Annotated in this window: 25 protein-coding genes and 3 tRNA genes; 13 read left to right on the top strand and 15 right to left on the bottom strand. The window is 63.2% G+C overall.

Annotated features, from left to right (window positions below; genetic code table 11):
- Positions 1-126 precede the first annotated feature (126 nt).
- Positions 127-198 (bottom strand) — tRNA-Met (locus HMPREF3009_RS09175).
- A 34-nt stretch (positions 199-232) separates the two neighbouring features.
- Positions 233-308: transfer RNA gene (locus HMPREF3009_RS09170), tRNA-Thr, on the bottom strand.
- A 244-nt stretch (positions 309-552) separates the two neighbouring features.
- Between HMPREF3009_RS09170 and HMPREF3009_RS09165 the strand changes: the two genes are divergently transcribed.
- Positions 553-1,656 carry a glutathione S-transferase C-terminal domain-containing protein gene (locus tag HMPREF3009_RS09165; RefSeq protein WP_049154836.1) on the top strand — a complete coding sequence of 368 codons (1,104 nt, stop codon included), beginning with the start codon at positions 553-555 and terminating at the stop codon, positions 1,654-1,656.
- A 50-nt stretch (positions 1,657-1,706) separates the two neighbouring features.
- Here HMPREF3009_RS09165 and HMPREF3009_RS09160 read toward each other — a convergent pair.
- Positions 1,707-1,788, bottom strand: a tRNA-Tyr gene (locus tag HMPREF3009_RS09160).
- Between the two features lie 76 nt (positions 1,789-1,864).
- Complete coding sequence (locus tag HMPREF3009_RS09155; RefSeq protein WP_046647769.1) at positions 1,865-2,869, bottom strand: polyprenyl synthetase family protein; 1,005 nt, start codon at positions 2,867-2,869, stop codon at positions 1,865-1,867.
- A gap of 93 nt (positions 2,870-2,962) precedes the next feature.
- On the opposite strand from HMPREF3009_RS09155, the gene HMPREF3009_RS09150 reads away from it, so the two are divergent.
- Positions 2,963-4,201, top strand: a complete 1,239-nt coding sequence (locus HMPREF3009_RS09150; protein ID WP_070681497.1) for a geranylgeranyl reductase family protein — start codon at positions 2,963-2,965, stop codon at positions 4,199-4,201.
- 20 nt (positions 4,202-4,221) lie between these two features.
- Here the strand turns inward: HMPREF3009_RS09150 and HMPREF3009_RS09145 are convergent, their stop codons facing one another.
- The 7 genes from HMPREF3009_RS09145 to HMPREF3009_RS09115 are packed head-to-tail and all read right to left on the bottom strand — an operon-like array spanning position 4,222 to position 12,300.
- Positions 4,222-4,911, bottom strand: a complete 690-nt coding sequence (locus HMPREF3009_RS09145; protein WP_046647771.1) for a demethylmenaquinone methyltransferase — start codon at positions 4,909-4,911, stop codon at positions 4,222-4,224.
- An 11-nt stretch (positions 4,912-4,922) separates the two neighbouring features.
- Positions 4,923-6,122 carry a glycosyltransferase family 4 protein gene (locus tag HMPREF3009_RS09140; protein ID WP_046647903.1) on the bottom strand — a complete coding sequence of 400 codons (1,200 nt, stop codon included), beginning with the start codon at positions 6,120-6,122 and terminating at the stop codon, positions 4,923-4,925.
- Positions 6,123-6,130: 8 nt separating this feature from the next.
- Positions 6,131-6,574: a DUF3592 domain-containing protein gene (locus HMPREF3009_RS09135; RefSeq protein ID WP_049154838.1), complete on the bottom strand. Its 444-nt coding sequence runs from the start codon at positions 6,572-6,574 to the stop codon at positions 6,131-6,133.
- Positions 6,575-8,263, bottom strand: a complete 1,689-nt coding sequence (menD, locus tag HMPREF3009_RS09130) for a 2-succinyl-5-enolpyruvyl-6-hydroxy-3-cyclohexene-1-carboxylic-acid synthase (protein ID WP_049154839.1) — start codon at positions 8,261-8,263, stop codon at positions 6,575-6,577.
- Complete coding sequence (locus tag HMPREF3009_RS09125; RefSeq protein ID WP_046647774.1) at positions 8,256-8,870, bottom strand: hypothetical protein; 615 nt, start codon at positions 8,868-8,870, stop codon at positions 8,256-8,258. The genes menD and HMPREF3009_RS09125 overlap by 8 nt, the downstream gene beginning before the upstream one ends.
- Positions 8,871-8,880: 10 nt before the next feature.
- Positions 8,881-11,232 (bottom strand): ATP-binding cassette domain-containing protein, encoded by a 2,352-nt coding sequence (locus tag HMPREF3009_RS09120; RefSeq protein WP_049154840.1) that lies wholly within the window; start codon positions 11,230-11,232, stop codon positions 8,881-8,883.
- A gap of 48 nt (positions 11,233-11,280) precedes the next feature.
- Entirely contained in the window at positions 11,281-12,300 is a 1,020-nt protein-coding gene (locus tag HMPREF3009_RS09115) for an o-succinylbenzoate synthase (RefSeq protein ID WP_175974027.1), read from the bottom strand.
- 89 nt (positions 12,301-12,389) lie between these two features.
- Between HMPREF3009_RS09115 and dcuC the strand changes: the two genes are divergently transcribed.
- The 5 genes from dcuC to menE all read left to right on the top strand — a co-directional run bounded on the left by dcuC (position 12,390) and on the right by menE (position 17,231).
- Positions 12,390-13,799 (top strand): C4-dicarboxylate transporter DcuC, encoded by a 1,410-nt coding sequence (dcuC, locus tag HMPREF3009_RS09110; protein ID WP_070681493.1) that lies wholly within the window; start codon positions 12,390-12,392, stop codon positions 13,797-13,799.
- 264 nt (positions 13,800-14,063) lie between these two features.
- Positions 14,064-14,525: a DIP1984 family protein gene (locus HMPREF3009_RS09105; protein ID WP_010189741.1), complete on the top strand. Its 462-nt coding sequence runs from the start codon at positions 14,064-14,066 to the stop codon at positions 14,523-14,525.
- Positions 14,526-14,891: 366 nt separating this feature from the next.
- Positions 14,892-15,872: a 1,4-dihydroxy-2-naphthoyl-CoA synthase gene (locus HMPREF3009_RS09100; protein WP_070681490.1), complete on the top strand. Its 981-nt coding sequence runs from the start codon at positions 14,892-14,894 to the stop codon at positions 15,870-15,872.
- Positions 15,873-15,898: 26 nt separating this feature from the next.
- Entirely contained in the window at positions 15,899-16,060 is a 162-nt protein-coding gene (locus HMPREF3009_RS13575) for a hypothetical protein (protein WP_168162652.1), read from the top strand.
- Positions 16,061-16,082: 22 nt separating this feature from the next.
- On the top strand, positions 16,083-17,231 hold the full coding sequence (gene menE, locus HMPREF3009_RS09095) for an o-succinylbenzoate--CoA ligase (RefSeq protein WP_070681486.1): 1,149 nt from the start codon (positions 16,083-16,085) through the stop codon (positions 17,229-17,231).
- Here menE and HMPREF3009_RS09090 read toward each other — a convergent pair.
- Complete coding sequence (locus HMPREF3009_RS09090) at positions 17,228-17,917, bottom strand: metal-dependent transcriptional regulator (protein ID WP_070681484.1); 690 nt, start codon at positions 17,915-17,917, stop codon at positions 17,228-17,230. The two genes, menE and HMPREF3009_RS09090, sit on opposite strands and share 4 nt — an antisense overlap.
- A 107-nt stretch (positions 17,918-18,024) precedes the next feature.
- On the opposite strand from HMPREF3009_RS09090, the gene HMPREF3009_RS09085 reads away from it, so the two are divergent.
- The 5 genes from HMPREF3009_RS09085 to HMPREF3009_RS09065 are packed head-to-tail and all read left to right on the top strand — an operon-like array spanning position 18,025 to position 22,253.
- The gene (locus tag HMPREF3009_RS09085; RefSeq protein WP_010189749.1) at positions 18,025-18,951 is read left to right on the top strand and encodes a metal ABC transporter substrate-binding protein; all 927 of its coding nucleotides are present in this window, start codon (positions 18,025-18,027) and stop codon (positions 18,949-18,951) included.
- Entirely contained in the window at positions 18,951-19,661 is a 711-nt protein-coding gene (locus tag HMPREF3009_RS09080) for a metal ABC transporter ATP-binding protein (RefSeq protein ID WP_046647782.1), read from the top strand. The genes HMPREF3009_RS09085 and HMPREF3009_RS09080 overlap by 1 nt, the downstream gene beginning before the upstream one ends.
- Positions 19,658-20,512 carry a metal ABC transporter permease gene (locus HMPREF3009_RS09075; RefSeq protein WP_010189752.1) on the top strand — a complete coding sequence of 285 codons (855 nt, stop codon included), beginning with the start codon at positions 19,658-19,660 and terminating at the stop codon, positions 20,510-20,512. Before HMPREF3009_RS09080 ends, HMPREF3009_RS09075 begins: the two co-directional genes overlap by 4 nt.
- Positions 20,509-21,363: a metal ABC transporter permease gene (locus tag HMPREF3009_RS09070; RefSeq protein WP_010189755.1), complete on the top strand. Its 855-nt coding sequence runs from the start codon at positions 20,509-20,511 to the stop codon at positions 21,361-21,363. Before HMPREF3009_RS09075 ends, HMPREF3009_RS09070 begins: the two co-directional genes overlap by 4 nt.
- Before the next feature lie 5 nt (positions 21,364-21,368).
- A complete protein-coding gene (locus HMPREF3009_RS09065) occupies positions 21,369-22,253 on the top strand; it encodes a 1,4-dihydroxy-2-naphthoate polyprenyltransferase (RefSeq protein ID WP_070681478.1) in 885 nt (294 codons plus the stop codon).
- An 8-nt stretch (positions 22,254-22,261) separates the two neighbouring features.
- On the opposite strand, the gene HMPREF3009_RS09060 is transcribed toward HMPREF3009_RS09065, so the two are convergent.
- Complete coding sequence (locus HMPREF3009_RS09060) at positions 22,262-22,603, bottom strand: DUF4229 domain-containing protein (RefSeq protein ID WP_070681474.1); 342 nt, start codon at positions 22,601-22,603, stop codon at positions 22,262-22,264.
- Positions 22,604-22,646: 43 nt separating this feature from the next.
- Here HMPREF3009_RS09060 and HMPREF3009_RS09055 point away from each other — a divergent pair, with 43 nt between their 5' ends.
- Entirely contained in the window at positions 22,647-22,955 is a 309-nt protein-coding gene (locus HMPREF3009_RS09055) for a hypothetical protein (RefSeq protein WP_049154847.1), read from the top strand.
- Here HMPREF3009_RS09055 and HMPREF3009_RS09050 read toward each other — a convergent pair.
- The gene (locus HMPREF3009_RS09050) at positions 22,952-23,209 is read right to left on the bottom strand and encodes a helix-turn-helix domain-containing protein (RefSeq protein ID WP_046647787.1); all 258 of its coding nucleotides are present in this window, start codon (positions 23,207-23,209) and stop codon (positions 22,952-22,954) included. The two genes, HMPREF3009_RS09055 and HMPREF3009_RS09050, sit on opposite strands and share 4 nt — an antisense overlap.
- Positions 23,210-24,241, bottom strand: a complete 1,032-nt coding sequence (gene ccsB, locus HMPREF3009_RS09045; protein ID WP_049154848.1) for a c-type cytochrome biogenesis protein CcsB — start codon at positions 24,239-24,241, stop codon at positions 23,210-23,212.
- Positions 24,242-24,358 lie beyond the last annotated feature (117 nt).

Genomic DNA, 24,358 nt, shown 5'->3' with positions numbered 1-24,358 from the left:
TGCGTGCCCTTTTGGGACAACGCACAACCCTACCAGAACGATGATTCCCCATGGAAACCACGTGCCGTATAAGGCTGGGAGTCGGTAGTGAAAAAGCGCCCGTATGCGGGCGCTTTTCTTTCCCGGTAGCGATGGCGAGAATTGAACTCGCGACACAGCGATTATGAGTCGCTTGCTCTACCACTGAGCTACACCGCCATATTCACTTTCTGAAAGCTTCCAGAAACATGAATGGAGCCCCCTGACAGAATCGAACTGTCGACCTTTTCCTTACCATGGAAACGCTCTGCCGACTGAGCTAAGGGGGCACAGCCTCTTTGAGTCACGGAGTTTCTTCCGCTGTGCTCTCGTTGAAGCCTTGAAAAGATTAACCCGAAACGCTTAAACAACACAAATCGCCAGTACGACAAGGGTTTTTGCGCACTTTTCAGGCACCTAAACTCACACGCATCACCCTTGCACCACTCTCGCGGTAGACCACCCCCACTCCAGGCGCGCCAAATCCAGCTATTGTTGATGTATCAAATACTTTATGTGCTCTAGGGAGGACACATGAGCTCTGGTACCCAGAAACAGACACCGAAGGACTGGGCCGGCGACGCCCAGAATGCCTCGACGGACGGCGAATTCAAGCGAGACACCAACTACATCGGTGACCGCATCCTCGCCTCAGTCACTGGTGACAATCCACAGCCCTCCGTGAGTGGCAGTGGCGAGACTTTGGACTGGCCGGTGCAGCCCCACCGCTACCGTCTCATCGCCGCGCGCGCTTGCCCGTGGGCACACCGCGCCGTCATCGTGCGGCGCCTGTTGGGACTGGAAAATGTCATCTCCTCAGGCTTGGCGGGCCCGACCCACGACAAGCGCTCCTGGACTTTTGATCTCGACCCCGACGGGCTCGACCCAGTCCTGCGCATCCCCCGCCTGCAGGATGCGTATTTCGCACGCTTCCCTGACTACCCGCGAGGCATCACGGTGCCAGCCATCGTGGAGGAATCCAGCGGCAAAGTCGTGACCAATGATTTCAACTCCATGGTGCGAGACTTCCAAACCGAGTGGACCGAGTACCAGCGAGAAGGCGCGCCCAACCTGCTGCCGCCGGCCGAGCAGCAGGAGGAGATGGAAGAAATTAACGACTTCATCTTCAGGAAACTCAACAACGGCGTGTATCGCGCGGGATTCTCCGCATCCCAGGAGGCTTATGAAGAGGCCTATGCGGATGTCTTTGAGGTCCTCGATTGGTTGGAAGAACGGCTAGCCCACCGCCGGTTCATCATGGGTGAGCACATCACGGAGACCGATATCCGGGCATACACCACCCTGATCCGCTTTGATGCCGTCTACCACGGCCACTTCAAGACGAACCGGAACAAAATCAGCGAGATGCCGAATGTCTACGGCTACCTGCGCGAACTCTTCCAGACCCCGGGCTTCGGCGATACCACCGACTTCACGGAGATCAAGCAGCACTACTACATCGTCCACCGCGAGATTAATCCCACCCAAATCGTGCCGGCCGGTCCGGATCTGTCTGGGTTGGCCCAGCCCCACGGCCGCGATCATCTGCCGGGTGCACCATTCGCTGAAGGCACCACCCTGCCGGGGCCGTTGCCTGAGGCCGAGCAGTTGAAGAACCCCGCGGACTTCCAGCGATAGCGATAAGAAAATCCCGCAGACACATTTTTGCGTCTGCGGGATTCATGTTGTGCCAGGTAGAAGATTCGAACTTCTGAAGGCAATGCCGGCGGATTTACAGTCCGCTCCCTTTGGCCGCTCGGGCAACCTGGCAAGCACTCTTGAGTGCGGTTATGTACTTTACTACGAACTCCCGCCCAACATGCAAATCGCCAGGCAGGAGGGTATTTTAACCAACGCGCTGAACGGTATAGTCCGCCAGCTGGCGCAGAGCCTCACTAGCCGTGCACTCCGGGAGCAGGGAGAGCTGGTCCTCGACCACGCGCAGGTACGCGTTAACGTCGGCCAGCGCCTTATCGCGGCCGCCCGACTGCCACAGCAGCTCGATGGCGCGCTGTACGGAGGCGTCGTCCTCAAGCGGGCCCGTCAGCAGCGCGCGCAGCTCATCGCCAACCTCGCCTTCCTCCTCCAGGGCATAGAGCACCGGCAGGGTGAACACACCCTCGCGCAAGTCCGTGCCCGGGGTCTTCCCGGATTCCTCGGAGTCGGAGAAGATGTCGATGACATCGTCGACGATCTGGAAGATCATGCCCACGGCCGCACCGATTTGGCGCAGGGCCTCGCACTGCTCCGGGCCCGCACCCGCGTGGTAGGCACCCAGGTAGCCGGCGGACGCGATCAGCACCGCGGTCTTTTCCCGGATCACCGCCGTGTAGTGCTCCACGGCATTGGCTTCGCCAGCACCGATGGTTTCCCGCATCTGGCCGGTGACGAGCTCCTCGAAAGTCTCCGCGAAGTGCTCCACCGTGTGGGTATCCAGCTGGCTCATCAGTCGCGAGGCGTGCGCGAGCAGTGCATCGCCCGCCAGAATGGCCACCGAGTTGGTCCACCGAAAGTTCGCGGAATCCACGCCGCGGCGGCGCTCCGCCTCATCCATGACATCGTCGTGGTAGAGCGTGGCCACGTGGACCATTTCCACCACGGTGGCCGCCTTAATCACCTCGGGCGATTGCGAGCGTTCACCAAACTCGGAAGCCAGCAACGCCATCATCGGGCGGAAACGCTTGCCCCCGGCCAGGGAGAGGTGGCGCACCTTGTCTTTAATGAAGTCCTGCCCGCGGTCGAGCTCCGTATTCAGCAGGTCCTCTACAGCAGCCATCCCGGCGTTGATACGCTCGGTGAGCTGCGCATCCCCCAAGTCCACGTGCTTGGCGTGAGTTTGGCCGTGTGACATTAAACGTGTTCCTTTAAGCTCAAAAATCCTAGTGTTTACTTACCGTAGCCCATGGCACGGCCCTCAACACACTTGTGGCCACTATCCCGTGCAATGATAGTCCCCATGTCGGAGCAGATCGATTCCACCCTTGTTGACGTCGCCATCGTAGGTGCCGGGCCCGCCGGCGCTGCCGCCGCTATCCACGCCGCACGCGCCGGCCATGAGACGCTGCTTGTCGACGCCTCCCCCTTCCCCCGCGACAAGACCTGCGGCGATGGACTGACCCCGCGCGCCATGCACCAGTTGGAGCTCCTCGGCATCGAGGTCAACGCGTCCTACCGCAACCGCGGGCTCAAGCTACACGGCTTCGGCGGCACCGTGACCGCTCCGTGGCCTGAGGCCTACCCCTCGCACGAAGGCACGGCGCTGCCGCGCTATGAATTCGACGCGCTGCTGGTTGACGCCGCCCGAGACGTCGGCGCGCAGCTTATAACCGGCACGGCAACGCAGCCGGAGCTGGACGGCAACCGGCTGGTCGAGTTCTCCGTCGGCAAGCGCCGCGTGCGCGCCCGGTGGGTCATCGTGGCCGACGGCGTGCGCTCGACATTTGGCAAGCAGTTGGGCCGCACCTGGCACCGCGAGGAGGTCTATGGCATTGCTGCACGCGCTTATGCCGATTCACCGCAGGACGGCGAGGAATGGATGCACTCCCACGTTGAGCTCAAGGACCCCGAGGGCGTGGTGCAGCCGGGCTATGGCTGGATCTTTCCGCTGGGCCAGGGGGTCAATATCGGCTTGGGCGCGCTCTCTACGGCCGCCCGCCCGGCCCGCCTCAACACGAAGAAGGCGCTGGATTTCTACGCTGAGCAGCAGCGTTCGGAATGGGGTCTGGGCGAGCTGCGCAACGTCACCTCGGCGATGCTGCCCATGGGTGGTGCGGTGTCTGGAGTTGCCGGCGCGAACTGGATGCTCATCGGTGACGCCGCCGCCTGCGTCAACCCGCTCAACGGCGAGGGCATCGACTATGGCTTGGAAACGGCGGCGCTCGCCGTGGAGATGCTCGGCACCAAGGACCTCACCTTGGCGTGGCCAGACCGGCTACGCGCCGAGTATGGCGAGGCCTTCCTACTTGCCCGCACCGCCGCGCGCCTGCTGACCTACCCACAATTCCTGCCGCTGGCCGGACCTGTGGCCATGCGTGGGCCGGTGGGCCGCATGCTCATGCCGGCCGCAGCGCGCCTCATGGGCAACCTCATCACCGACGAGGACAAGGATCTGCTTGCCCGCGCCTGGCGGCTGGCCGGCGGGGCGGTCTCCGCGTTGCGCCGCGATACTCCCGTTTGGTCCTGAGCCCTTTGGCCTTAGGGCCCCTAGGCGGGCTTCACTGCGGAGTGCAGCGCCACGATGCCGAAGGTCAGGTTGCGCCAGCCTGCTTGTTCCCAGCCGTTGCGGTTAATGGCAGCGGCCAGTTCGTGCTGCTCCGGCCACGCACGGATGGACTCTGCGAGGTAGATATAGGCCTCCGGGTTGGAGGAGACCACCTTGGCAATCGGCGGCAGCAAGCGGGTCAGGTATTCCTTGTAGACGGTGCCGAAGACCGGGATGACCGGCTTGGAAAATTCCGCTACTGCCAGGCGCCCGCCGGGTTTGGTCACGCGCGCCATCTCCCGCAGGCCCAGCTCGAAGTCGTGGATATTGCGCAAGCCATAGGAAATGGTCACCGCGTCAAAAGTGTTATCCGCAAAGGGTAGGCGCATTCCATCGCCGGCCACCTTGGGTACATCGCGCTCCGCGCCAGCTGCAAGCATGCCGAGGGAAAAGTCACAGGCCACGCACCACGCGCCGGACTTGGACAGCTCTTCCGTCGAGACGGCCGTTCCGGCAGCCAAGTCGAGGACCTTCTCCCCCGGCTTCAGGTTGAGCCGCTCGCGGGTCAGCCGGCGCCAGCGTGCATCCTGACCAAAGGACAGCACCGTGTTGGTGATGTCGTATTTCTTGCCCACCGCGTCAAACATGCGCGCGACATCGAAGGGCTTCTTCTCCAGATCTGCCTTAGACACAAGCGCCTAGTTTAGGCGACGCGCGCTCCCAGAGCGCGGGCGGCCCAACGCGGCAGCTCCGGACGCTGGCCCAAAATGGTCAGCGGGACCTCACGGACATTCTCCAAAACCTCGTCGTAGTAGCCCAGCAGCTGCTCGCACAACGCCGGCCAGGTCTTGGAGGCAATCGACTTCCGGGCGTTCTCCCGCAACTCCTGGTGAATCTCCGGGTTGAGCAGCGCGTCCACCGCATTGGGGAGGTCCTCGACGAACGTTGAAACGTCGAGAAGCAGCCCGTTATAGCCCTCCTCGATGAGGTCCACCGGGCCGCCCGCGCGGGGGCCGATGGTGGGCACGCCCGAGGCCTGAGCCTCCTGGATAGCCTGGCAGAAGGTCTCGAACTCGCCGGCGTGCACGAAAATGTCGAGGCTTGCATATGCGGCTGCGAGCTCCTCGCCACCCAGCGCCCCGGTAAAGACCGCCTCCGGCAGCTGCGCCTCCAGCAGCGGGCGCTCTGGGCCATCACCCACAATCACGAGCTGGATATCCTCACGATCATTGAGCGCGGAAAGGCGGTGCACGCCTTTTTCCGCGGCCAACCGGCCCACGAAGCCGACGATCTTCTTGCTTCCTGTGGGATCCCACTCGCGGCGCAGCGCCTCCGAGCGCTTCGAGGGGTGGAAGCGCTCCGAATCCACGCCGCGGCCCCAGTGACGCACGTTCTTGATGTGGTGCTTCTCCAAGTCGGCGATGGTCAGTGAGGAGGGCGCGAGAGTCATTTGGCACGCATTGTGGATGGTGCGCAGCCACTCCCACACCCCATAGGCCAGCGCGGAGGCGTGGTACTTGGTGGCAAAGCCTGCCACATCAGTCTGGTACAACGCCACGGCCGGAATACGTTGTTGGCGGGCGGAAAAGGCCCCCGCAGCGCCCAGCACGAAGGGACTGGCCAGGTGGATGATGTCCGGCTTGAATTCTCGTAGCGCCTCATCCACAGCGGAGGTGGGAACGCCGACTGGGAGCGAATCCACTAACGGCACGCGCACGGTGGGCACGCGCACGATGGTGAACCCGAGGTAATCAGGGATCTCCTCCTGTCCATCCCGAGCGCCGGGGGCGATGACGATGGCCTCGTGGCCGTGCTCGTGGAGGTGCTCGAGGACACGCAGCACGGAGTTGGTCACTCCATTGACGTTAGGCAAGAAGGATTCCGCGACGATGGCAACACGCATGCGCCCCATCATTCCTTTCCTGAGTGCTCGGTTGGTAAAGCACGTGCTAAATTCCGGTTAATTTTCCCGCTTGCCCACCACAAGGCACCCGCTAACAGGGTAGCGACGGCTGCCGAAGACAGCGCCGGAATGATGGACAGGGTCCATTCGCGGCCTTCTACCTTGACCAAGTCCGGGTTGCTTTTGGCGTAGAGCACCCAGACCTGCTGGCCCTCTCCTAGCCCGGTGGGATACAGCAGCCCGGTGGGTGGGGTGTGGTAGATACCTTCGGCATCCTGGAAATCCACGAAGGTACGCAAGGTGCCGACATCCGTCACCGTGGCCAGGGCGCGCCCGGGGTTGGCGTTGATGGTGCGGTCGTTCAAGAAAGGGCCGATGACCATTCCCGCCATGCCCACTAATGCCGCGGCATACAGCACCAGGATCAGCTGGCGTACCCGGCGCCGCGGCATTTACTGGCCTACCTTGGCGTTCAGCGCCTCCTGCAGCGCGCGGCGCGAGGACCGGGTGGTATGCGCCTCCACGACGGTGACGCCGGTGGAGTATTCCTTGAGCTCTGCGAGAACATCGAGAAGCTCCTGCGCCGAGCTCACCTCTCGGTGCTCAGCGCCGCAAGCCTCCGCCAGCTTGGCGACGCCCACCCCATGCGGCGTTCCAAACGCCTTCTCGAAGGAGGGGCGCAGGGGCTCGCGGCCTTGCTCGAGCACCTCGAAGATGCCGCCGCCGTCGTCGTTTGAAACGACGACGGTGAGGTTCTCCGGGCGCGGATTGTCCTCGGGGAGGATGAGGGAGGTGGCGTCGTGCAGGAAGGTGACATCCCCCATGAGCGCCACGGTGCGCGGGGCGCGGGGTGCGTCGGCCTCGCGGGACTGAGCGGCCAGCGCAATACCGATGGCCTGCGCGACGGTGCCGTCGATGCCGGCAGCCCCGCGCGGCGAGTAGGTCTCGACCCCGTCGAAGGGCAGGCCGATAAAGGAAGCATCCCGCACCGCATTGGAGGCGCCCAGGACGAGGGTGTCGCCGACGGCGAGGGTGTCCCCCACCGCGGCGGCGACGTGGAGGCCGGTAAAGCCGATCTCGGGCTTGGTGGCGTCCTCACCGGTGGTCTCCGCCAAGACCTCACGAACACCGTCGGCCGCCATCTGGGCCGCGCCTTCGCAGATTTTCATCCACTCGCGGGTGGGCGCGCCGCTGATTTTGACGGTGGTTCCCAACTGCGCGGACTCACCGCGCGGGTTGGTGAAGTCCTCCGTGCGGGACAGGCAGATGAGGTCGATATCGGGATCACTGAGCAGTGCCAGAACTCCGCGGTGCAGGGTGGGGTGGCCCACGACGATGACCTGGTCCACCTTGGTGTTGACCACGTAGTCATTGGCGGACACCTGAGCGCGGCGGAAGAGGTGGGCCGCAGCCGGGTGCACCGGGTGATAGGGCGCGGGTGCCGTGGGCTCGGCGATGGTGGGGACGTCCTCCAGCCCATCTACTTCCCAGGCTTCGTCGCCCGCGATGACAAGGGTGTTGCGGCTGAGATCGACGGCCACCTCGCCGTGGTTGGACCAGCGCGGGGTACGAGCGCGGTGCTGCGTACGATCCGTCGGGGTACCGGGCAGCTCCTCCCCTACCAGCGGGGCATCGAGGGCCACGTTGATGTGCACCTGGCGATCATTCAGGAAGCGCTCGGCGACGCGCGGGATATCACCCGTGGTCTCCACCTGGGTAGTCTCCGCATACACACCGAAGATGCCGGGCTGCTCAATAGTCTGGGAGGCCCCCGTGCCCACCAAGCGGGCGGGGCGGTCCGCGCTGATGACGGCCAGCGGGGTATGCGAGTAATGCGCCTCCACCATCGCGGGCAAAGCGTTGGCCACCGCGGTACCGGAGGTCATGACGATGCCTACGTGCCGGCGCTGGACGCGGGCGAGGCCGAGGGCAGCGAAGGCAGCGGAGCGCTCATCGAGGCGGGTATGCACGCGAATATCGCTGCGCGCGAGCAGCGCCAGAGACAGCGGCGCGTTGCGTGAGCCGGGGCAGAGGACGACGTCGGTGAGGTGCCGCGAGAGCTGAGCTGCTAGTGCTTCAGCCAGCTGCATCGACTCCGGCTGCGAAGACTCCGCGGGCTGTGTTTTAGGCGTATTAGGCATTCTCTGCACCGCCCGCACCGGGCTCACCGTTGCCCGACTCTAATTCACCGAAGAGATCGTTGAGCAAGCTCTCTAGGTCAGATCCGCCTTGATCCAGCTGATCTTGGATGCTCGGGGGCAGCTCCGTCGGGACCTCCGGCGGCAGCTCAGTAGGAATCTCAGTGGGGAGGCGATCCCACGGAGATTCCTTCGTGGTGGTCACCGTAGTGGGGACTTCGGTGGTCACGGTCTCGGTGACCGGTTCCGGGGCGGGTTTGTTGGCATCTGCGGCCGCACCGCGCCAGAGGAAGAACAGCACGCCGGCGAAAACGACGGCGATAGCGGCGATGGCCGCGAAGACATAGGACAGGGCTCCCCCGCCCTTCTTCGGCTCCTCCACCTGGTAGCTCGACGGAACCGGGTCATACTGCGGCTGCTGATAGTTCTGGTCATAGCCCTGCTGATAGGACTGGCCGAAAGCCTGCGTGTTCTGGGAACCGGGCTCCGGGAAGTGCTGTTGGGGACGCTGTGGCGGCTGCTGCTGGGGCGCGCCGAACTGGCGGGTTTCGTTCTCACCGTTGACGCGGCCGAACTGCCGCGTCTCGTTGTCGCCGTTGTTGTTGGTCATGGGATTTACCTTATCGTGCACCCGCGCCACTTAGCACCCGGCCGGTGGGCGTCTCACCCGCCGCGACCTGAGCCGGTGTGCCATCCGCCACGACCTGTCCGCCCTCCGCGCCTGAGCCCGGGCCCATCTCGATGACGCGGTCAGCGCCAGCGATGAGGTGGCGGTCGTGGTCTGCCACCACGACGCTATGCGAGGCATCCACCAGCGAGTGCAGCTCAGTAATGAGCAGGTCAATATCGGCCGGGTGCAGGCCCACAGTGGGCTCATCCAGCAGGTAGACGGTATGGCCCCGGTGCGAATTGCGGGAGCGCTGAAGCTCCGTGGCGAGCTTGATGCGCTGTGCCTCACCGCCGGAGAGCTCCGGTGCACCCTGGCCTAGGCGCAGGTAACCCAGACCTACCGCTTCCAGGGTTTGCAGCGCGTGGAGGATCGGCGCTTCATCTGCAAAGACCTCTAGGGCTTCTTCCACCGTGAGGTCCAGGATGTCCGCGATGGTCCGGCCCTGCCAGCGGATGGACAAGGTGTCATCGTTATAACGCTGTCCCTGGCAGTCCGGGCACTGGGTATAGGAGCCGGGCAGGAAAACCAGCTCGACCTCGATCTGGCCGGCACCGCCGCAGGTATGGCACTGGCCCTGTTTGACGTTGTAGGAAAAGCGCGAGACCGTCCATTTCTTCTTCTTGGCCTCCGGCGTGGCGGCGAAGAGCTTGCGGACATTGTCGAAGAGGTTGGTGTACGTCGCCACCGTGGAGCGCGGGGTTCGGCCGATTGGCTTTTGGGTAATGGAGACCACGCGCTTGACCTGCTCCGGACACTCTGGCCCCGTGAGCGTGTCATGAAGCGCGGCCAGCAACGTGGATTTACCGGAACCCGAGAGCCCAGTAATAGCCGTGAACTGGCCAAGCCCAAAGTCCACGTCGAGGCCGTCGATGGTGTGCGAGTGCACCTGGCGCAGCGCGATATCCCCGTGAGCCGAGCGCGCTTCGGCCTTGGGCGTGGGGCGTGGGCGGGCCAAGGCACGCGCAGTCGGGGTATCGGCGGAGTCCGCGGCCGCAATGTAGTCAGCAACAGGACCCGAGTACACCACCTGGCCGCCGCGCTCACCGGCGAGCGGGCCGACGTCCACGATCCAATCGGCGTGCTTGACCAGCTCCATATCGTGCTCCACCAGCAGCACCGAATTGCCCTCCGCGATGAAGCGACGGCACATGTCGAGCACCGCGCCCCGCTCCACCGGATGCAAGCCCGCAGAGGGCTCATCCAGGACATAGGTCACGCCATAGAGCCCGGAGCGCAGCTGCGCTGCCAGGCGCAGGCGCTGCACCTCACCGCCCGAGAGCGTGTCCGTCGGCCTATCCAGGCTGAGGTGCCCAAGTCCGAGTTCCAAGGCCGATTCGAAAGCCGGCAGGAGGGCCTTGAGGAGCAGGTCCTCAGCGTCATTCGGTTGCGGTTTCTGGGCTTTGAGGAGCTCGAAGGTTTCGCTGAGCGGGAGGGCATTGAAACGGTCGATAGGCAGCCCGGCATAGGTCACCTTGAGCGCCTTCGCCGTCAGCCGCCGCCCATCGCAAACATCGCAGCGGCGGGTTTCCATGAAACTCAAGACGCGGGCGCGAAGCGTATCCGACTTCGTCTCCGCATAAGTCTTGGTCAGGTAGCTAGCCACGGAGCGCCACGTGCCCTCGTAGTTGCGCTGGATCTGATCCGCCCCGCGGTGCGGCTTGACGGTTACTACCGGGCGTTCCTCAGTGAAGAGGATCCACTCGCGGTCCTTCTTCGGCAGCTGCTCCCACGGCGAGTCCAGGTCATAGCCCAGCTCCTGGAGGATGTCGTGGAAATTCTTGCCCGCCCAGGCCCCGGGCCAGGCGGCAATCGCCCCATCCTCGATGCTCAAGCTGGGGTCCGGCACCATGGAGGCCTCCGTGGGCTCATGCACCACGCCGGTGCCCTGGCACTCCGGGCACATGCCCTCCGGGGTATTGGGTGAAAAGGAATCGGAGTACAGGCCCTCCGGGTTGTCACCGCAGCGCGAGTAGAGCAGACGCACGGAATTGGACATGGCGGAGATCGTGCCCACCGTGGAGCGCGCGCTGCTTGCCGACGCCGACTGCTGCAACGCCACCGTCGGCGGCAGCCCCTCGATGCGGCCGACCTGCGGGTCCACCGCTGAGGCGATGAGGCGGCGGGCGAAAGGCGCGACGGACTCCAGATAGCGGCGCTGCCCTTCGCCATGAATGGTGCCGAAGGCAAGAGAGGACTTGCCGGAGCCGGACACCCCGGTCACGGCCACGAGCTGGCCGCGCGGGAGGTCCACGTCGACGTTGCGAAGGTTGTGCAGGTGCGCGTCTCTCACGGAAATGGTCATGCCCGCCAGCCTACGCTGCACCCCGGACATGGACCGTGAGCTGTATTTTTAAAGGTGCGGCCAGCACTGGCGCACACGCTCGAACCACCAGTCGCGCCGCGCCGCCGGTGCCGCCAGTGCGCTGAGGCGATCCGGGGCGGGGGCGAGGGCTTCGGCGCGCAAGAAACCGTCGACAAGCTCGCGTGGCTCCGTCACGTCCTCCAGGAACAGCGACCCCGTGGCCAGCCCCGCGGCGGCCGGGGTGACGTCGATGTCCTCGTCGTCATAGATCTGCGGCAGTGCCGCCACCGCGGCCAAGCCCATCGAGATGCCCACCGAGGTGTCCAGGGCGGAGGCCACCGTGATGTCCATGTGGCGCTCGCGCAGGTGGGAGGCCACCTCGAGCACCTTACGCACACCACCCAGCGGCGCGGGCTTGACCACGGCGACGTCCGCCGCCTGCAATTCCGCCACACGGTAGGGGTCGCTGACCTTGCGGATGGACTCATCTGCCGCCACACGCACGAAAATCCCGGCGCGCATGAGCTGGGTGCGCACCTCCTTGAGCTCCTCCACGGTCTGGCACGGCTGCTCCATGTAATCCAGCGGCATCATTTCCTTTGCCGCTGTAACAGCTTCTTCGACGCTCCATCCACAGTTGGCGTCGACACGCAGAACCGGCACGCGGCCCTGAGCTTCGATATGGGCGCGGACGGCAGCCACGCGGGTGATGTCATCCTCCAAGCTCTGCCCTTTCTCCGCCACCTTGATCTTGAAGGTGCGGCAACCGGGGTAGCGCGCCATGACCTCGGGCACCTGCTCGGCGGGGACCGCGGGGATAGTGCCGTTGACTTCTACCCACTCGCGCACGGGTGTCGGAAAGCCCTCGTAAGCCGCCTCCAGTCCGGCGGCGAGCCAGCGGGCGGATTCCTCCGCCCCGTACTCCAGGAAGGGGGCGAACTCGCCCCAACCCGCGGGGCCGTCGATAAGCAGCGCCTCCCGGGTAGTAATGCCGCGGAATTTCACGGCGAGTGGAAGGGATACCACGTGGGCGCGGTCGAGGACGTCATCAATATGCATGAGGTTCATCGTACGTGTGGGGGGCTCAGCGCGACACCTGTCATAGCCGGTGTTAGGTTATAACGGTAAGTGGATATAACCAGAAGAAGGATCCTCAGATGCTTTACCTTCTCATCGCACTGCTGGCCATCGCCGCAGTTGTCTATCTCATCTATAAGAAAGTCCACGCCGCGGCCTCCATCTTCGCCGTTGGCGTAATCCTGCTCATGCTCGCCGCTCTCACCGGGCGCGCGGACTTCCGCACCACCGAAATCGAAGCCACGGGCAATGCCTTCTATGACCAGCTGCTCGTCGTGGATGCGCTATTCAAAGCACGCTTCTCCGGCATCGGCATGGCGATTATGGTGCTCTTCGGCTTCGTGTCCTATATGCGGCACATTGGTGCTGATGCCAAGACGGTCGTGGTGCTCTCCTCACCGCTCAAGCGCTTCAAAGGCTCCTACTGGCTGGTTCCAGTGGGCTTCATCTTGGGCACGCTGCTCTCGCTGGTGATCCCCTCGGCTGCAGCGCTATCCCTATTACTCGTGGCCACGCTCCTGCCGGCACTCATCGCCGCGGGCCTGACACCCCTGACCGTGGGCGCCATCGTGGTGACCTCCTCCACCATCGTGCCCACGCCGCTTGAGGCCGGCCTCATTCAGGGCGCCGATCTCACCAACATGACGCCAACCGAGTTCGTCTACGGCGCCGTCGCCTACGCCACGGTGCCCACGCTCCTCATCACGGCCTTCGTACACATGTGGTGGCAACGCCACTGCGACAAGGTGGATGCCCGCAAGGCCGAAAGCTCCGGTGAGGTCAGCGCCGATTCGATGCACGATGACGCTACCGAGGAAGCCATCGCCCGCGCAGCCTCCCTGCCGGGTTACTACGCCGTGCTCCCGCTCATGCCGTTGCTGCTCATCATTATCTCCGCCATTCTTAACCGTTTGGGTGTCATCCCCTTTGAGGGCGGCATCCTCCCGGTGACCGTGGTCTCCCTGTTCATCGCGATGATCATCGAGTCCATCCGCAAGCGCACCGTCACCGGTGCTGTGGATTCCATCTCCAGCTTCTTCAAAGGCATGGGCGAAGGTGCTGCGGGCGTCGTGGCCCTGCTGGTGGCTGCTGCTGTCCTGGTGGAGGGTATTACGCAGATGGGTGTCATCGACATGCTCATCGACGCCGCCGAGGGCTCCTCCGGCGCCGCCGTCCTCATCGTCCTCGTCTTCGTCGCTGCCACCGCCGCGATGGCCGCACTCACCGGTTCCGGTACCGCGCCCTACTTCGCCTTCTCTGAGGTGGTGCCCAACCTGGCCTCGCAGACCTCCATCCACGCCCCGCAGATGCTCACCGCCATCTGGGGTACCTCCAACCTGATGCGCCAGGTCTCCCCGGTCAACGCCGCGGTGCTCATTGTCTCCGGCGCTATCAAGGTCAACCCCATCCAACTGGTCAAGCGCACCTCCGTGCCCATGATCGTGGCGACGGTGCTCAACACGCTGTTTGCGTTCATGTTTATTGGGTAGCGGTTTCCGCGCGGGCTCAACGTTAATCACGGAGCCCGCGGTACGTTTTGGTAAATAAGGTCCCCCAAATCCGAAAAACTGCGGGCATATTTACGAAAACGTACCAACCAACCGTGCGCAACGTACACAACGATCAAATAAGGCCCCAGATCATCGAAGTTTTGGGGCCCTATTTGTTAGAACCGTCACGGCTCTAAGGCGGAGCCTACTGACTGCCGTACAATTGCTTAGACAATGAATCCCATCAAGGGTGAAGGAGCAACCATGCTACTTGCTGAAGCCTTGGCCGAGCGCGCCCAGGCGCAGGAGCGCCTCAACTCGCTGAGTGACCGCCTCGCGGCGACGGTCCGCATTCAGGAAGGCGATGAACCGGATGAGAACCCCACGGATCTCCTCCGCGAACTCGAGGGCGTGACCAAGCGCATCGATGAGCTCGTCATCGCGATCAACGCCACGAACACGGCCACCGCGTTCGACGATGAGATCACGCTCATGGAAGCCCTGGCGCTGCGTGATGGTCTGCTGCGCAAGCGCCGCATCTACCAGGGATTGGCAGAGCGTGCGGGTGCGCGCCACGACCGTTACTCCCGCTCAGAGATCAAGTTCGTGGCCACGGTGCCCGTGCCGAAGCTGCGCGAGCGCGCCGACGATCTGGCCCGCCAGTACCGCGAGCTAGATACCCGCATCCAGCAGCTGAACTGGAATACAGAACTGATAACTAAATAAGGTCTGCCGCTAGTTGTGCCGCATTCTTGCGGCGCTTTCGCTTTGTGTCGCATTTTTGCGGCACGTCATGTCGCGCGCCACGCGCGCGACGGTAGCCCACACCCTTCGTAGCGAGCGCACCCCTTCTGGGCAGGGAAGAGCCCAGTGCTTCTCAGGCGCCTTCGTAGCGCAAGAAGGCAGGGAGGTTCGATTCCGTCCCACTGTATGGTGTACCGCGCTGGTACGGAGTACACGTGCACATTGACGGGAAATCCCGCAGTATTGAGTATTGATTATCACCGCCGCGCTGGGCGGAGAGTGTGGGTGAGGGTTTGGGAATGGGGACTATACTTCCGGCGCACCGCTTTCCAATTAAGCTGGTGTGCCATGAGCGAGCAGAAGAACTACAGCACCGATAATCCTTTCAAACCGGAGCTCTGGCAGCCCGTCGAGGGCTTTGAGGACCTGACGGATATCACTTACCACCGGCTCATCAGTGACGGTCCAAAGCCCCAGCGCAAGGACGGCATCGTCCGCATCGCCTTCGACCGCCCCGAGGTGCGCAATGCGTTTCGCCCACACACGGTGGATGAGCTTTACCGCGCGCTGGACCACGCGCGCCGCACGCCGGATGTAGGAACAGTACTTCTCACCGGCAACGGGCCTTCCCAGAAGGACGGCGGCTGGGCGTTTTGCTCCGGCGGTGACCAGCGCATCCGCGGCCGCTCCGGGTACCGCTATGCCACGGAGCACGCGCATGATGACGCGACTGCCGACGAATCCACCGTCGACACCGCCCGCGAAAAAGTTGAGGGCGGCCGCCTGCACATCCTGGAGGTCCAACGCCTCATCCGCACCATGCCCAAGGTGGTCATCGCCGTGGTCAACGGCTGGGCCGCCGGCGGCGGACACTCCCTGCACGTGGTGTGCGATATGACCATTGCCTCCCGCCAGGAAGCCCGCTTCAAGCAGACCGACGCCGACGTCGGCTCCTTCGACGCCGGCTATGGCTCGGCCTACCTGGCCAAGATGGTGGGCCAGAAGTACGCCCGCGAGATCTTCTTCCTGGGCCGCACCTACGACGCACAGCGCATGTACGAGATGGGCGCGGTCAACGAGGTAGTTGACCACGCCGAGCTGGAGGACGCCGCCATCCAGATGGGGCGCGAAATCAACATGAAGTCCCCCACCGCCCAGCGCATGCTCAAGTTCGCCTTCAACCTCACCGATGATGGCCTCATGGGCCAGCAGGTCTTCGCGGGTGAGGCCACCCGCTTGGCCTACATGACCGACGAGGCTGTCGAGGGCAAGGAATCCTTCCTGGAAAAGCGCGAGCCCAACTGGGATGACTTCCCGTACTACTACTAACCGTCAGTCCACGAGGAGAACCCACAGTGCTCTACTTCGCCATCGCCCTCGCGGCCATCGCGCTGGTTGCCGTCATTGCATCTCGCGTGTGGATGCTGCGCCACATCAAGCAGGCCCAAAGGGACGGTGAGCGCCCCTTCGACCAGGAGGACGAGCTCATCAACCCCTACGAACACCGCGGGCGGTAACCTAGCGGTAACCTAGCTAACCGTGACTATCCTCTCCCCTCTGTCCGTCAACCCACATGACCCCGCCGCCATCCTCGACGACTTGGAGGCGGCCATCGCCGGGCAGGCAACGCTCCTGCCCGTCCCGGCAGAGGACCGCACCCGCGCGCAGCTGCTGCGCAACCACATGCGCGCAGGCGAGCCCATCGATTCCTCCATCGCGCTCGTCGTGGCCACCTCCGGGTCCACGGGCACGCCGAAAGGCGCGCAGCTCACCGCCGCCAACCTGGTCTCCAGCGCCGATGCCACGCACCGCGCTCTCGGCGGCACCGGCCAGTGGCTGCTGGCCATGCCCGCCTCCCACATCGCGGGCATCCAGGTATTAATCCGCTCGCTCGTCGCGGGCGTGGAGCCGCTGTGCCTCGATCTCTCGGAAGGCTTTTCCATCCCCGATTTCGCCCACGCCGCGCACGAGCTGGCCGCCACCGGAGATCGCTCGTACACGGGGCTGACCCCAATGCAGCTGGCCAAGGCCATGGATTCACTAGAGGGAATCGACGCCCTACGCACCTTTGATGCCATCCTCGTCGGGGGTGCTGCCACCCACCCGCAACTGCTGGACTCGGCGAAGAAGCTGCGCATCAACATCGTTACCACCTACGGTTCCTCGGAGACCGCCGGCGGATGCGTCTACAACGGCCGTCCCCTCGATAGCGCGCGGGTGCGCATCGGCGAGGAGAACCGCATTTACCTCGGCGGACCCATGATTGCGCAGGGCTACCGAAACGTGGACTCAGATGCCTTCGTGGTCGATGAGTCCGGCACCTCGTGGTTTGCCACCTCGGATGCCGGGGCGTTGAACGGCGATACCCTCACCGTGACGGGGCGCCTCGATAATATCCTCAATACCGGCGGTTTAAAGCTCCATCCAGAACAGCTCGAGCAGCACATCCTGCGCGTGCCGGGAGTGGACGGCGTGTGCGTCGTGGGCATCCCCCACCCGCGCTTAGGTCAGATGGTCGTCGCTGCCTATACCGGATGGGCGGATGTCGGCGATATCCTTGTGGCTCTCGACGACGTTGGCCTTCCCCGCTGGCAAACCCCCAAGGATTTCAAGCGCCTGACCGAGCTCCCCACCACCGGCCCCGGCAAGGTTGACCGCCTCGCCGTCGCCCGCCTGTGGAGCGCCTAATCCTCCGCTTCGCTAATGCTGCGTACGGCAATGCCGCGCGCAGCGGATTCCCCGAGGGGGAAGTGCGCACCGCCGTCGACGGCAACCTCGAGCACACCCGCAACCGAGGGGGCAACGACGGACAATTCCACTCCCGGCCGCACTCCATTTTTATCCAGGTAGCGCAGAAATTCGCCATCCGCGTCAGTGACCTGCTCCACGGTGACGGGGGTCTGCGCGGGGACGTCGATAAGCGTAATGCGCGAGACCGGCTCGGCAGTGCCATCCGGGGCAGGTATGGGATCACCATGCGGATCGCGGGCGGGGTTGCCCAGGAAAGAATCGAGGCGTTCAACGAGCCTGTCGGACGTCGCGTGCTCTAGCATTTCCGCCTCATCGTGCACCTCATCCCAGGTATAGCCCAGAGTGCGCACGAGGAAGGTTTCCAGGAGTCGATGCCGGCGCACCATTGCCACAGCCAGCCGCCGGCCTTCCTCAACAAGCCGAACACCAAAGTAGCGTTCGTGTTCCACCAGCCCCTTCGCGGCCAGGCGCTTGACCGCCTCCGACGTGGTGGGCAGCTTCTGCCCCGCCGCTTTAGCTAGGTCCCCCAGCGGCATCGCGGTATTAGCGCCCTCTTTCTCCTCATAGGTCCAGAGGATCTTGAGGTAATCCTGGGTGCGTTCGGGCAGCTCGCTGATGTGCATACCCCCATCGTAGTTCAGCCTATTGCTTCCAACGGTTTCAGCACTTATGCTCTTTCAAGTTCAATCCATTGAACATCGACATTCACTTTTAATAAGAGAGGTTTCCCGTGAAGAAACTTATTGCGCTTCCCCTCGCTTCCCTCGTGGTCGCAAGCACGCTGAGCGCCTGCACCAGCAGCGACTCCACCGAAGCCCAGAACGATAACCTGACGATCTTCGCCACGACCGGTTACTTGGCTGATGCGGCCGCCAATATCGCCCCGGACGCCGACATCACCACCATGGTCGGCCCCGGCGGCGATCCACACACCTACCAGCCCACCACGCGCGATATTGAAAAGATGCAGGATGCCGACCTCGTCCTCTGGAATGGCCTTCACCTCGAGGCGCAAATGGTGGACCAGCTCTCCTCCCTCGGTGAAAAGCAGCTAGCTGTCGGCGAACAGCTCGATACTGCTGACCTTCTGCCGTGGCCCGAGCAAGGTGACAAGGGCGAAAAACTCTACGACCCGCACATCTGGAATAGCCCCGAGCTGTGGAGCCAGGTCGTCGATCATATCGGCACCAAACTCGGCGAAATCGACTCTGACAATGCCGAAGACTATGCCGCGGCCGCCGATGCTTATGAAGACAAGATTGCAGCCGCGCACGACAAGGCCGCTAAGGAACTCGAAAGCGCCTCCCCGCGCGTTCTTATCACCGGCCATGACGCCTTCAACTACTTCGGCAAGACCTTCGACTTTGAAGTCCAAGCCACCGACTTCGTGACCACCGAAGCCACCAAGTCCGCCACTGAGATCTCCGAGCTCGCGGATACGATCGCGGAGAAGAAGGTCCCCGTTATCTTCCAAGATAACCAGGCGAACCCACAGGCCATCACTTCTCTCAAGGAAGCCGTAGAAACCCGCAACTGGACCGTCACCATCTCGGATGAAGAGCTCTTTGCCGATACCCTCGGCCCGGAAGCCCCAACCGATACCTACCTCGGAGCCTTCGAACATAACGCTAGCGCCGTGGCGAAAGCACTAAGCTAATGCTCAGCGTAGGAAACCTCACCGCCGGCTATCCCCGCACGCCGGTGCTTCACGACGCCTCCTTCACCCTCACCCCCGCGACTATCACCGGGCTGGTGGGTGCGAACGGGTCGGGAAAGTCTACTCTGGTCCGCACGCTGGTAGGGCTCCTTCCGCCTCTAGCCTGCGGGTCGATGACCTTCGATGGCGTCGATCTGGCACATTTTCGGCAGCGGCTCGGATATATGCCACAACATGCGGATATCGACTGGAATTACCCTGCCACCGCCTTCGACATCGCCCTGATGGGCCGCACCGCCGGGCTGCGCTGGTGGCAGTGGCCCAGCCGCGCTGACAAAGACGCCGCCCACGCAGCACTTGCGCGCACCGGAATGCAGGCACACGCGCAGCTGCCGATTTCCGCCCTGTCTGGTGGTCAGCGCCAGCGCGTGTTGTTGGCGCGCACGCTCGTTAGCGAGCCGGAATTCATCATCCTCGACGAGCCCTTCGCTGGTGTCGATGCCGCGAGTCAGCGCGCCATCATGGATGTACTCAAGGAACTGCGCGAGAACGGCGTGACCATCCTGCTGGTGCATCACAACCTGGCGGAGGTCGCCGACTTTTGCGATGAGGTCCTCATGGTCGGCCACGGCCGGCTCATTGCTGCTGGCCCCACCGAGCAGGTACTTACCGAGTCCGCCATTGCCGACATGTTTTCCCTGCCATCATGAACCCACTCGAGCTTCTTCAGAACTACACCTATACCCAGGCACTCCTGGGCACCGTGCTCATCGGTGGCTGCGCTGGCGCGCTAGGCCCACTGGTATATGTTCGCCGCACCAGCCTGCTGGCCGATGCCATCTCGCATTCTTCCCTGCCTGGACTGCTCACCGCCTTCCTCGTGGCCACCGCCATTGGCTGGGACGGGCGAAATGTCTGGCTTCTTTCTTGCGGCGCCCTGCTCACCGGAACCCTCGCGGTGGGGTGCATTCACCTCATCCCGCGGTTAACTCCCCTGGGGCAAACCACTGCGATGGCGGCCACGCTAACCACATTTTTCTCGGTGGGAATGCTGCTCATGCAGTATATTTCCCGCCGACCATTGCCTGGCAAGGCCGGAATCCAGGATTATTTGCTGGGAAATGCCTCCACGCTCACTCGCGCGGATGTACGGTCCACACTCATCATCGGTGGCTGCGTGCTGCTTTTTCTTTTCCTCATTCACACCCGGCAGGCCGCAGTCACTTTTGATTCAAGTTTTGCCCAGGTAGCCGGCATCCGCACCTCGTTCCTCAACGCGGCTAGTTTCTTCGCCCTCACCGCCATCACGGTGCTCGGCGTCAAAGTCGTCGGCGTAGTGCTCATGGTCGCCGTGGTCATCAGCCCTGCCGCCGCTGCCCGCCCCTGGACCACGCGCTTGCTACCTTTCATCGCGCTCTCCGGGTTCTTCGGCGCGGCCACCGCTGCTCTCGGCTGCTATGTCTCCATTGCGCACGGCCCGCTGCCCACCGGTCCGGTCATCGTCCTGGCTCAGGCGGCGCTCGTCACTATCAGCCTCACCAGTAGAAAGCTAGCCTCATGACCCTCGCCGCGACCGCTTGTCTCCTTGCCGTTCTGACGGCCTTGGCCTGTGCTATCCCCGGCACCTTTGTTGTCCTCAAAGGCCAGGCCATGCTTATCGACGGCATCGGCCATGCCGTCCTTCCCGGAATTGCCGTCGGCTACCTCTTTACCGCAGATCTAGATTCACCCATCTTGCTCGTTACCGCGGCCGCTGGCGCCTTGGTGGTGGCGTTGGGAACTGACGCACTACAGCGCAGCCCGCTGGTGACTGCTGATTCCGCCCTCGGATTGGTCTTTCCCGCCCTGTTTGCCGCCGGAGTCATCCTGATTTCTACGCACATGAGCCACGTGCACCTTGATGTCCACGCCGTTCTCGTCGGTGATCTCAACCTCGCGGCCTTCTCCAATCCCAACTATTGCTACATCATGGCCGCAGTGCTGGGTATCAATGCTCTCTTCCTCGCCCTTACACTGCCGCGTTTATCCGCCACGACTTTTGACGCCGATTTTTGTGCCGCACGCGGGGTGCCCACGCGCGTTCTTCACATCATATTTATGACCGTGGTTGCCTGCACCGCCACCGCCGCCTTTCACGCTGCCGGTGCCATGCTGGTCATCGCTCTCATGGTATTCCCGACGATGACCGCGCGGCTGCTTACTCAGCGCGTGCCCACGCTGGTGTTGACCGCCTGTGGCGTTGCCGCTATCAGCGCGGTCGTGGGATTTTGGGTTGCCTATGTCCTTGACGCGGCTACCTCTGCCGCAATGACAGTCACCAATGCCGTTATTTTCGTTGCAGTGCTCATCATCTACCGCTTTCGCCAACGCACCAGCTCATTGCCGCAGCACACCACACCAGTGGCACAATAGTGAGCATGTCTGCCTATTCCGCCACTCCTGCCGATTGGCTCCAGGGTGCTCGCCCGCACACCTGGGCCAATGCTTTTGCTCCTGTTATCGCTGGTACCGGTGCCGCCGCCGCGGCCCACGGTCTGCACTGGGGACGCGCATTGCTGGCACTCATCGTGGCCTGGGCTCTTATCATCGGCGTGAACTACGCCAACGACTACTCCGATGGCATCCGCGGCACCGATGATGACCGCACCGGCCCCCAGCGGCTTACCGGCGGCGGGCTGGCCAAACCGCAACACGTCAAGTTCGCCGCCTTCGCCTCCTTCGGCGTGGCGGCTATCGCGGGCATCTCACTCTCCCTAGCTGCCAACGCCGCCTCGTTCATCCTCGTCGGCGCCGTGTGTATCGCCGGTGCCTGGTTCTACACCGGTGGCAAGAACCCCTACGGCTACCGCGGGTTCGGGGAAATCGCCGTTTTCGTGTTCTTCGGACTCGTCGCGGTCCTAGGTACCGAGTACACACAGGCCGGCCGCATCACGTGGACAGGCCTTGCCTTAGCCGTGGGTATCGGCGGTATGAGTGCGGCGGTAAACCTGGCCAATAACATCCGGGACATCCCCTCCGATAAGTCCACCGGCAAGATCACTTTGGCGGTGCGCCTGGGTGATAAAAAGTCCCGCACGCTATTCATGACCCTCTTGCTGCTGCCGGTACTACTCACCATCGGCCTAGCCTTCGATTCCTGGGCCGCGCTCGCTTCGCTGCTCTACTTCCCCCTCGCGCTGGGTGCTATCCGCACCGTCAACCGCGGCGCACGCGGCCCGAAACTCATCCCAGTACTTGGCATGGCCGGCCGCGCGATGCTGGTGTGGGCGGTTATCAACGCTGTAGCGCTGGCTCTGGTTTAACCACCGATTTAGCGGCCAGCCAGCTCCTCTTGGACCCACTTCTTGTGGGCCTTGCGCTGCGCGGAGTACTCCGCCAGCGTCTGAGTGGCTTCCATGCGCCACGTGGAGAAGATCAGCATGGACAGCGGCAGCGCCACAAACAACGCCAACAGGGCGGAGACCAGCAGCGGAAAGGTCCCGAGAACCGCCATGGCCAGCAGCTGAATCACCGCGGTGAGCACAATGAACAGCACCACGCGGGCAGCCCCGTACTTCCACAAAGCGACGCGGGAGCGGCGCTTGAGGGCCGGATCCGGCTGGGGTGGTTCGGGGTTCTGCGAGGTGTTGATGGTGTTTTCTGTCTGACTCATAATTCTCACTTTTGCTTTGCGGGCATTCCGTAGAATACAACGCATGGGTCGATTGATACTACTACTCTTGTTTGTCCTCGCGGCGGTCCTCGTATGGAAGGCCTTTGGTCCGTCGAGTTGGAATAAGAAGGTGCAGCAGACACAGCAGCCGCAGCGCCCCGCAATCAAGGGCCCAGACGATGACGAAGAGTTCCTGTGGAACCTAGAGAAGCAGCGCTTCAAAGAGCGCCGCGCCAGGGAGCGGGAGGCAGAGCGCCAAGAAGAAGAGCGCCGCCGTCGCTCACAGGGTTCACAAGGTTCCCAGAAACCCAAGGCCCCCGAGGACAAAGACAATAAAGCCGACGAAGCCTAAGCCTTCGGCTCGAAGGTCATCTCAAGGCCGAGGGCCTCAGCCACCGCAATCACCTTTTCCCAGCGCACGCCAGAGCCGCCGTGCTCGATGGTGTGCAGCGTGGAGCGCGAAATCCCGGCCTTCTCAGCCAGCTCCTGCTGCAAGATACCGAGTTCTCGGCGGCGCTGCGCAAAGCCCTCACCGAGAGCGATGAGCTGCGGGTTATCGCCCGCCGGCTTGCCCTGTTTGTGCCGCGGCTTAGGGGTATCCGCCATTTAGTTCAGCCCCGCATAGGAGTGCAGGCCGGAGACAACCATGTTGATGAAGAACAGGTTGAAGATCATGAGCAGCATCGCCGCGATGTTGATATACGGCGCGGCCTTGCGGAAGGCCGGCGTCGCGCGGGCGTGCAGGTAGGCGGCGTAGAGGATCCAGGTGGCGAAGGATACGGTCTCCTTCGGGTCCCAGCCCCAGTAGCGTCCCCATGTGGACTCGGCCCAAATAGCGCCCAGTACAATACCCAGGCCCAGAGTCGGCAGCGTCACCACGCCCAAGCGGTAGGCCAAGCGGTCCAACTTCTTAGCAGAAGGAAGCGGGCGGGCAAGCGCACCAAAGAAACCGGACTCACTGCCCTTCGGCTGGAACTCACGCAGCACGCTGAGCAAAGAAGCGATACCGGAGACCACGCCGATGGACGCACCCAACGAGACCACAGTGACGTGGATGGGCAGCCAGTGAGACTGGAGTGCCGGAACCACCGGAGCGGATTCCGCATAGAGCTTGGTGGAGCCGTAGAACATCAGCGCCAGAATCGGCGTGAGCAGCCACGGCCACAGAGTGCGCCATTCCTTGCGCTGCATGGCGATGGTCGCCACCACCATGGCGCCGGCGGTCACCATGAGCACGTACTCGTAGAGGTTGCCAAACGGGAAACGCCCCGTGGCCAGGCCGCGCAGCACAATGGCCGCCAAGTGTAAGGCGATACCCAACCACAGGAGCATCTGCGTCATGCCGCCGAGCTTGTCGGCGTTCTCCCGCTTCTTCGACAGATCCGCGTCTAGGTCAGCATCGGGGCCAGTGCTGGCTGTCGGGGGGACGTCGCCAAGCGCGGCACTGTCTGCCGAGGCCCCCACGCTAGCGAGTTCGCGCTGCTGCGCCACAGCAGTCGTGCGGGAGCGCATCGCCTCGATGATGCTGTGCATCCGGCCGTAGTAGACCAGGGACAACACCAAGGCGAGAGCATAAACGACGAACGCGGTTTGCACCGCGATGTCGGAAAAGTTGGACAGATTTTGATCAACCTGCATGAGTGGGAAACCTTGCCTTCACAATCGTGCCTACACCGTGCTTCACGCACGAGGCTGCATGAGCGGAGAGATTTATGGTGCTCATCAGAGTACCCCCCTTCAGCGGGAGTATCCAAC

Origin of the sequence: Corynebacterium sp. HMSC034H07 (assembly GCF_001815175.1) — a bacterium.
GTDB lineage: Bacteria > Actinomycetota > Actinomycetes > Mycobacteriales > Mycobacteriaceae > Corynebacterium > Corynebacterium hiratae.
The sequence above is the reverse complement of the archived record's forward strand: the minus strand, read 5'-3'. Positions and strand labels throughout refer to the sequence as shown.

Bases quoted from the DNA above. Each gene is read 5' to 3' on its own strand.
- ccsB (WP_049154848.1), bottom strand. From the start codon at position 24,241: ATGCAGGTTGATCAAAATCTGTCCAACTTTTCCGACATCGCGGTGCAA.
- HMPREF3009_RS09065 (WP_070681478.1), top strand. From the start codon at position 21,369: ATGTCTGCCTATTCCGCCACTCCTGCCGATTGGCTCCAGGGTGCTCGC.
- HMPREF3009_RS09100 (WP_070681490.1), top strand. From the start codon at position 14,892: ATGAGCGAGCAGAAGAACTACAGCACCGATAATCCTTTCAAACCGGAG.
- HMPREF3009_RS09090 (WP_070681484.1), bottom strand. From the start codon at position 17,917: ATGCACATCAGCGAGCTGCCCGAACGCACCCAGGATTACCTCAAGATC.
- HMPREF3009_RS09120 (WP_049154840.1), bottom strand. From the start codon at position 11,232: ATGACCATTTCCGTGAGAGACGCGCACCTGCACAACCTTCGCAACGTC.
- HMPREF3009_RS09135 (WP_049154838.1), bottom strand. From the start codon at position 6,574: ATGCCGCGGCGCCGGGTACGCCAGCTGATCCTGGTGCTGTATGCCGCG.
- HMPREF3009_RS09070 (WP_010189755.1), top strand. From the start codon at position 20,509: ATGACCCTCGCCGCGACCGCTTGTCTCCTTGCCGTTCTGACGGCCTTG.
- HMPREF3009_RS09140 (WP_046647903.1), bottom strand. From the start codon at position 6,122: ATGCGTGTTGCCATCGTCGCGGAATCCTTCTTGCCTAACGTCAATGGA.
- HMPREF3009_RS09155 (WP_046647769.1), bottom strand. From the start codon at position 2,869: ATGTCACACGGCCAAACTCACGCCAAGCACGTGGACTTGGGGGATGCG.
- HMPREF3009_RS09055 (WP_049154847.1), top strand. From the start codon at position 22,647: ATGGGTCGATTGATACTACTACTCTTGTTTGTCCTCGCGGCGGTCCTC.
- HMPREF3009_RS09165 (WP_049154836.1), top strand. From the start codon at position 553: ATGAGCTCTGGTACCCAGAAACAGACACCGAAGGACTGGGCCGGCGAC.
- HMPREF3009_RS09150 (WP_070681497.1), top strand. From the start codon at position 2,963: ATGATAGTCCCCATGTCGGAGCAGATCGATTCCACCCTTGTTGACGTC.
- HMPREF3009_RS09105 (WP_010189741.1), top strand. From the start codon at position 14,064: ATGCTACTTGCTGAAGCCTTGGCCGAGCGCGCCCAGGCGCAGGAGCGC.
- HMPREF3009_RS09080 (WP_046647782.1), top strand. From the start codon at position 18,951: ATGCTCAGCGTAGGAAACCTCACCGCCGGCTATCCCCGCACGCCGGTG.
- HMPREF3009_RS09125 (WP_046647774.1), bottom strand. From the start codon at position 8,870: ATGACCAACAACAACGGCGACAACGAGACGCGGCAGTTCGGCCGCGTC.
- HMPREF3009_RS09060 (WP_070681474.1), bottom strand. From the start codon at position 22,603: ATGAGTCAGACAGAAAACACCATCAACACCTCGCAGAACCCCGAACCA.
- HMPREF3009_RS09075 (WP_010189752.1), top strand. From the start codon at position 19,658: ATGAACCCACTCGAGCTTCTTCAGAACTACACCTATACCCAGGCACTC.
- HMPREF3009_RS09050 (WP_046647787.1), bottom strand. From the start codon at position 23,209: ATGGCGGATACCCCTAAGCCGCGGCACAAACAGGGCAAGCCGGCGGGC.
- dcuC (WP_070681493.1), top strand. From the start codon at position 12,390: ATGCTTTACCTTCTCATCGCACTGCTGGCCATCGCCGCAGTTGTCTAT.
- HMPREF3009_RS09115 (WP_175974027.1), bottom strand. From the start codon at position 12,300: ATGAACCTCATGCATATTGATGACGTCCTCGACCGCGCCCACGTGGTA.
- menD (WP_049154839.1), bottom strand. From the start codon at position 8,263: ATGCCTAATACGCCTAAAACACAGCCCGCGGAGTCTTCGCAGCCGGAG.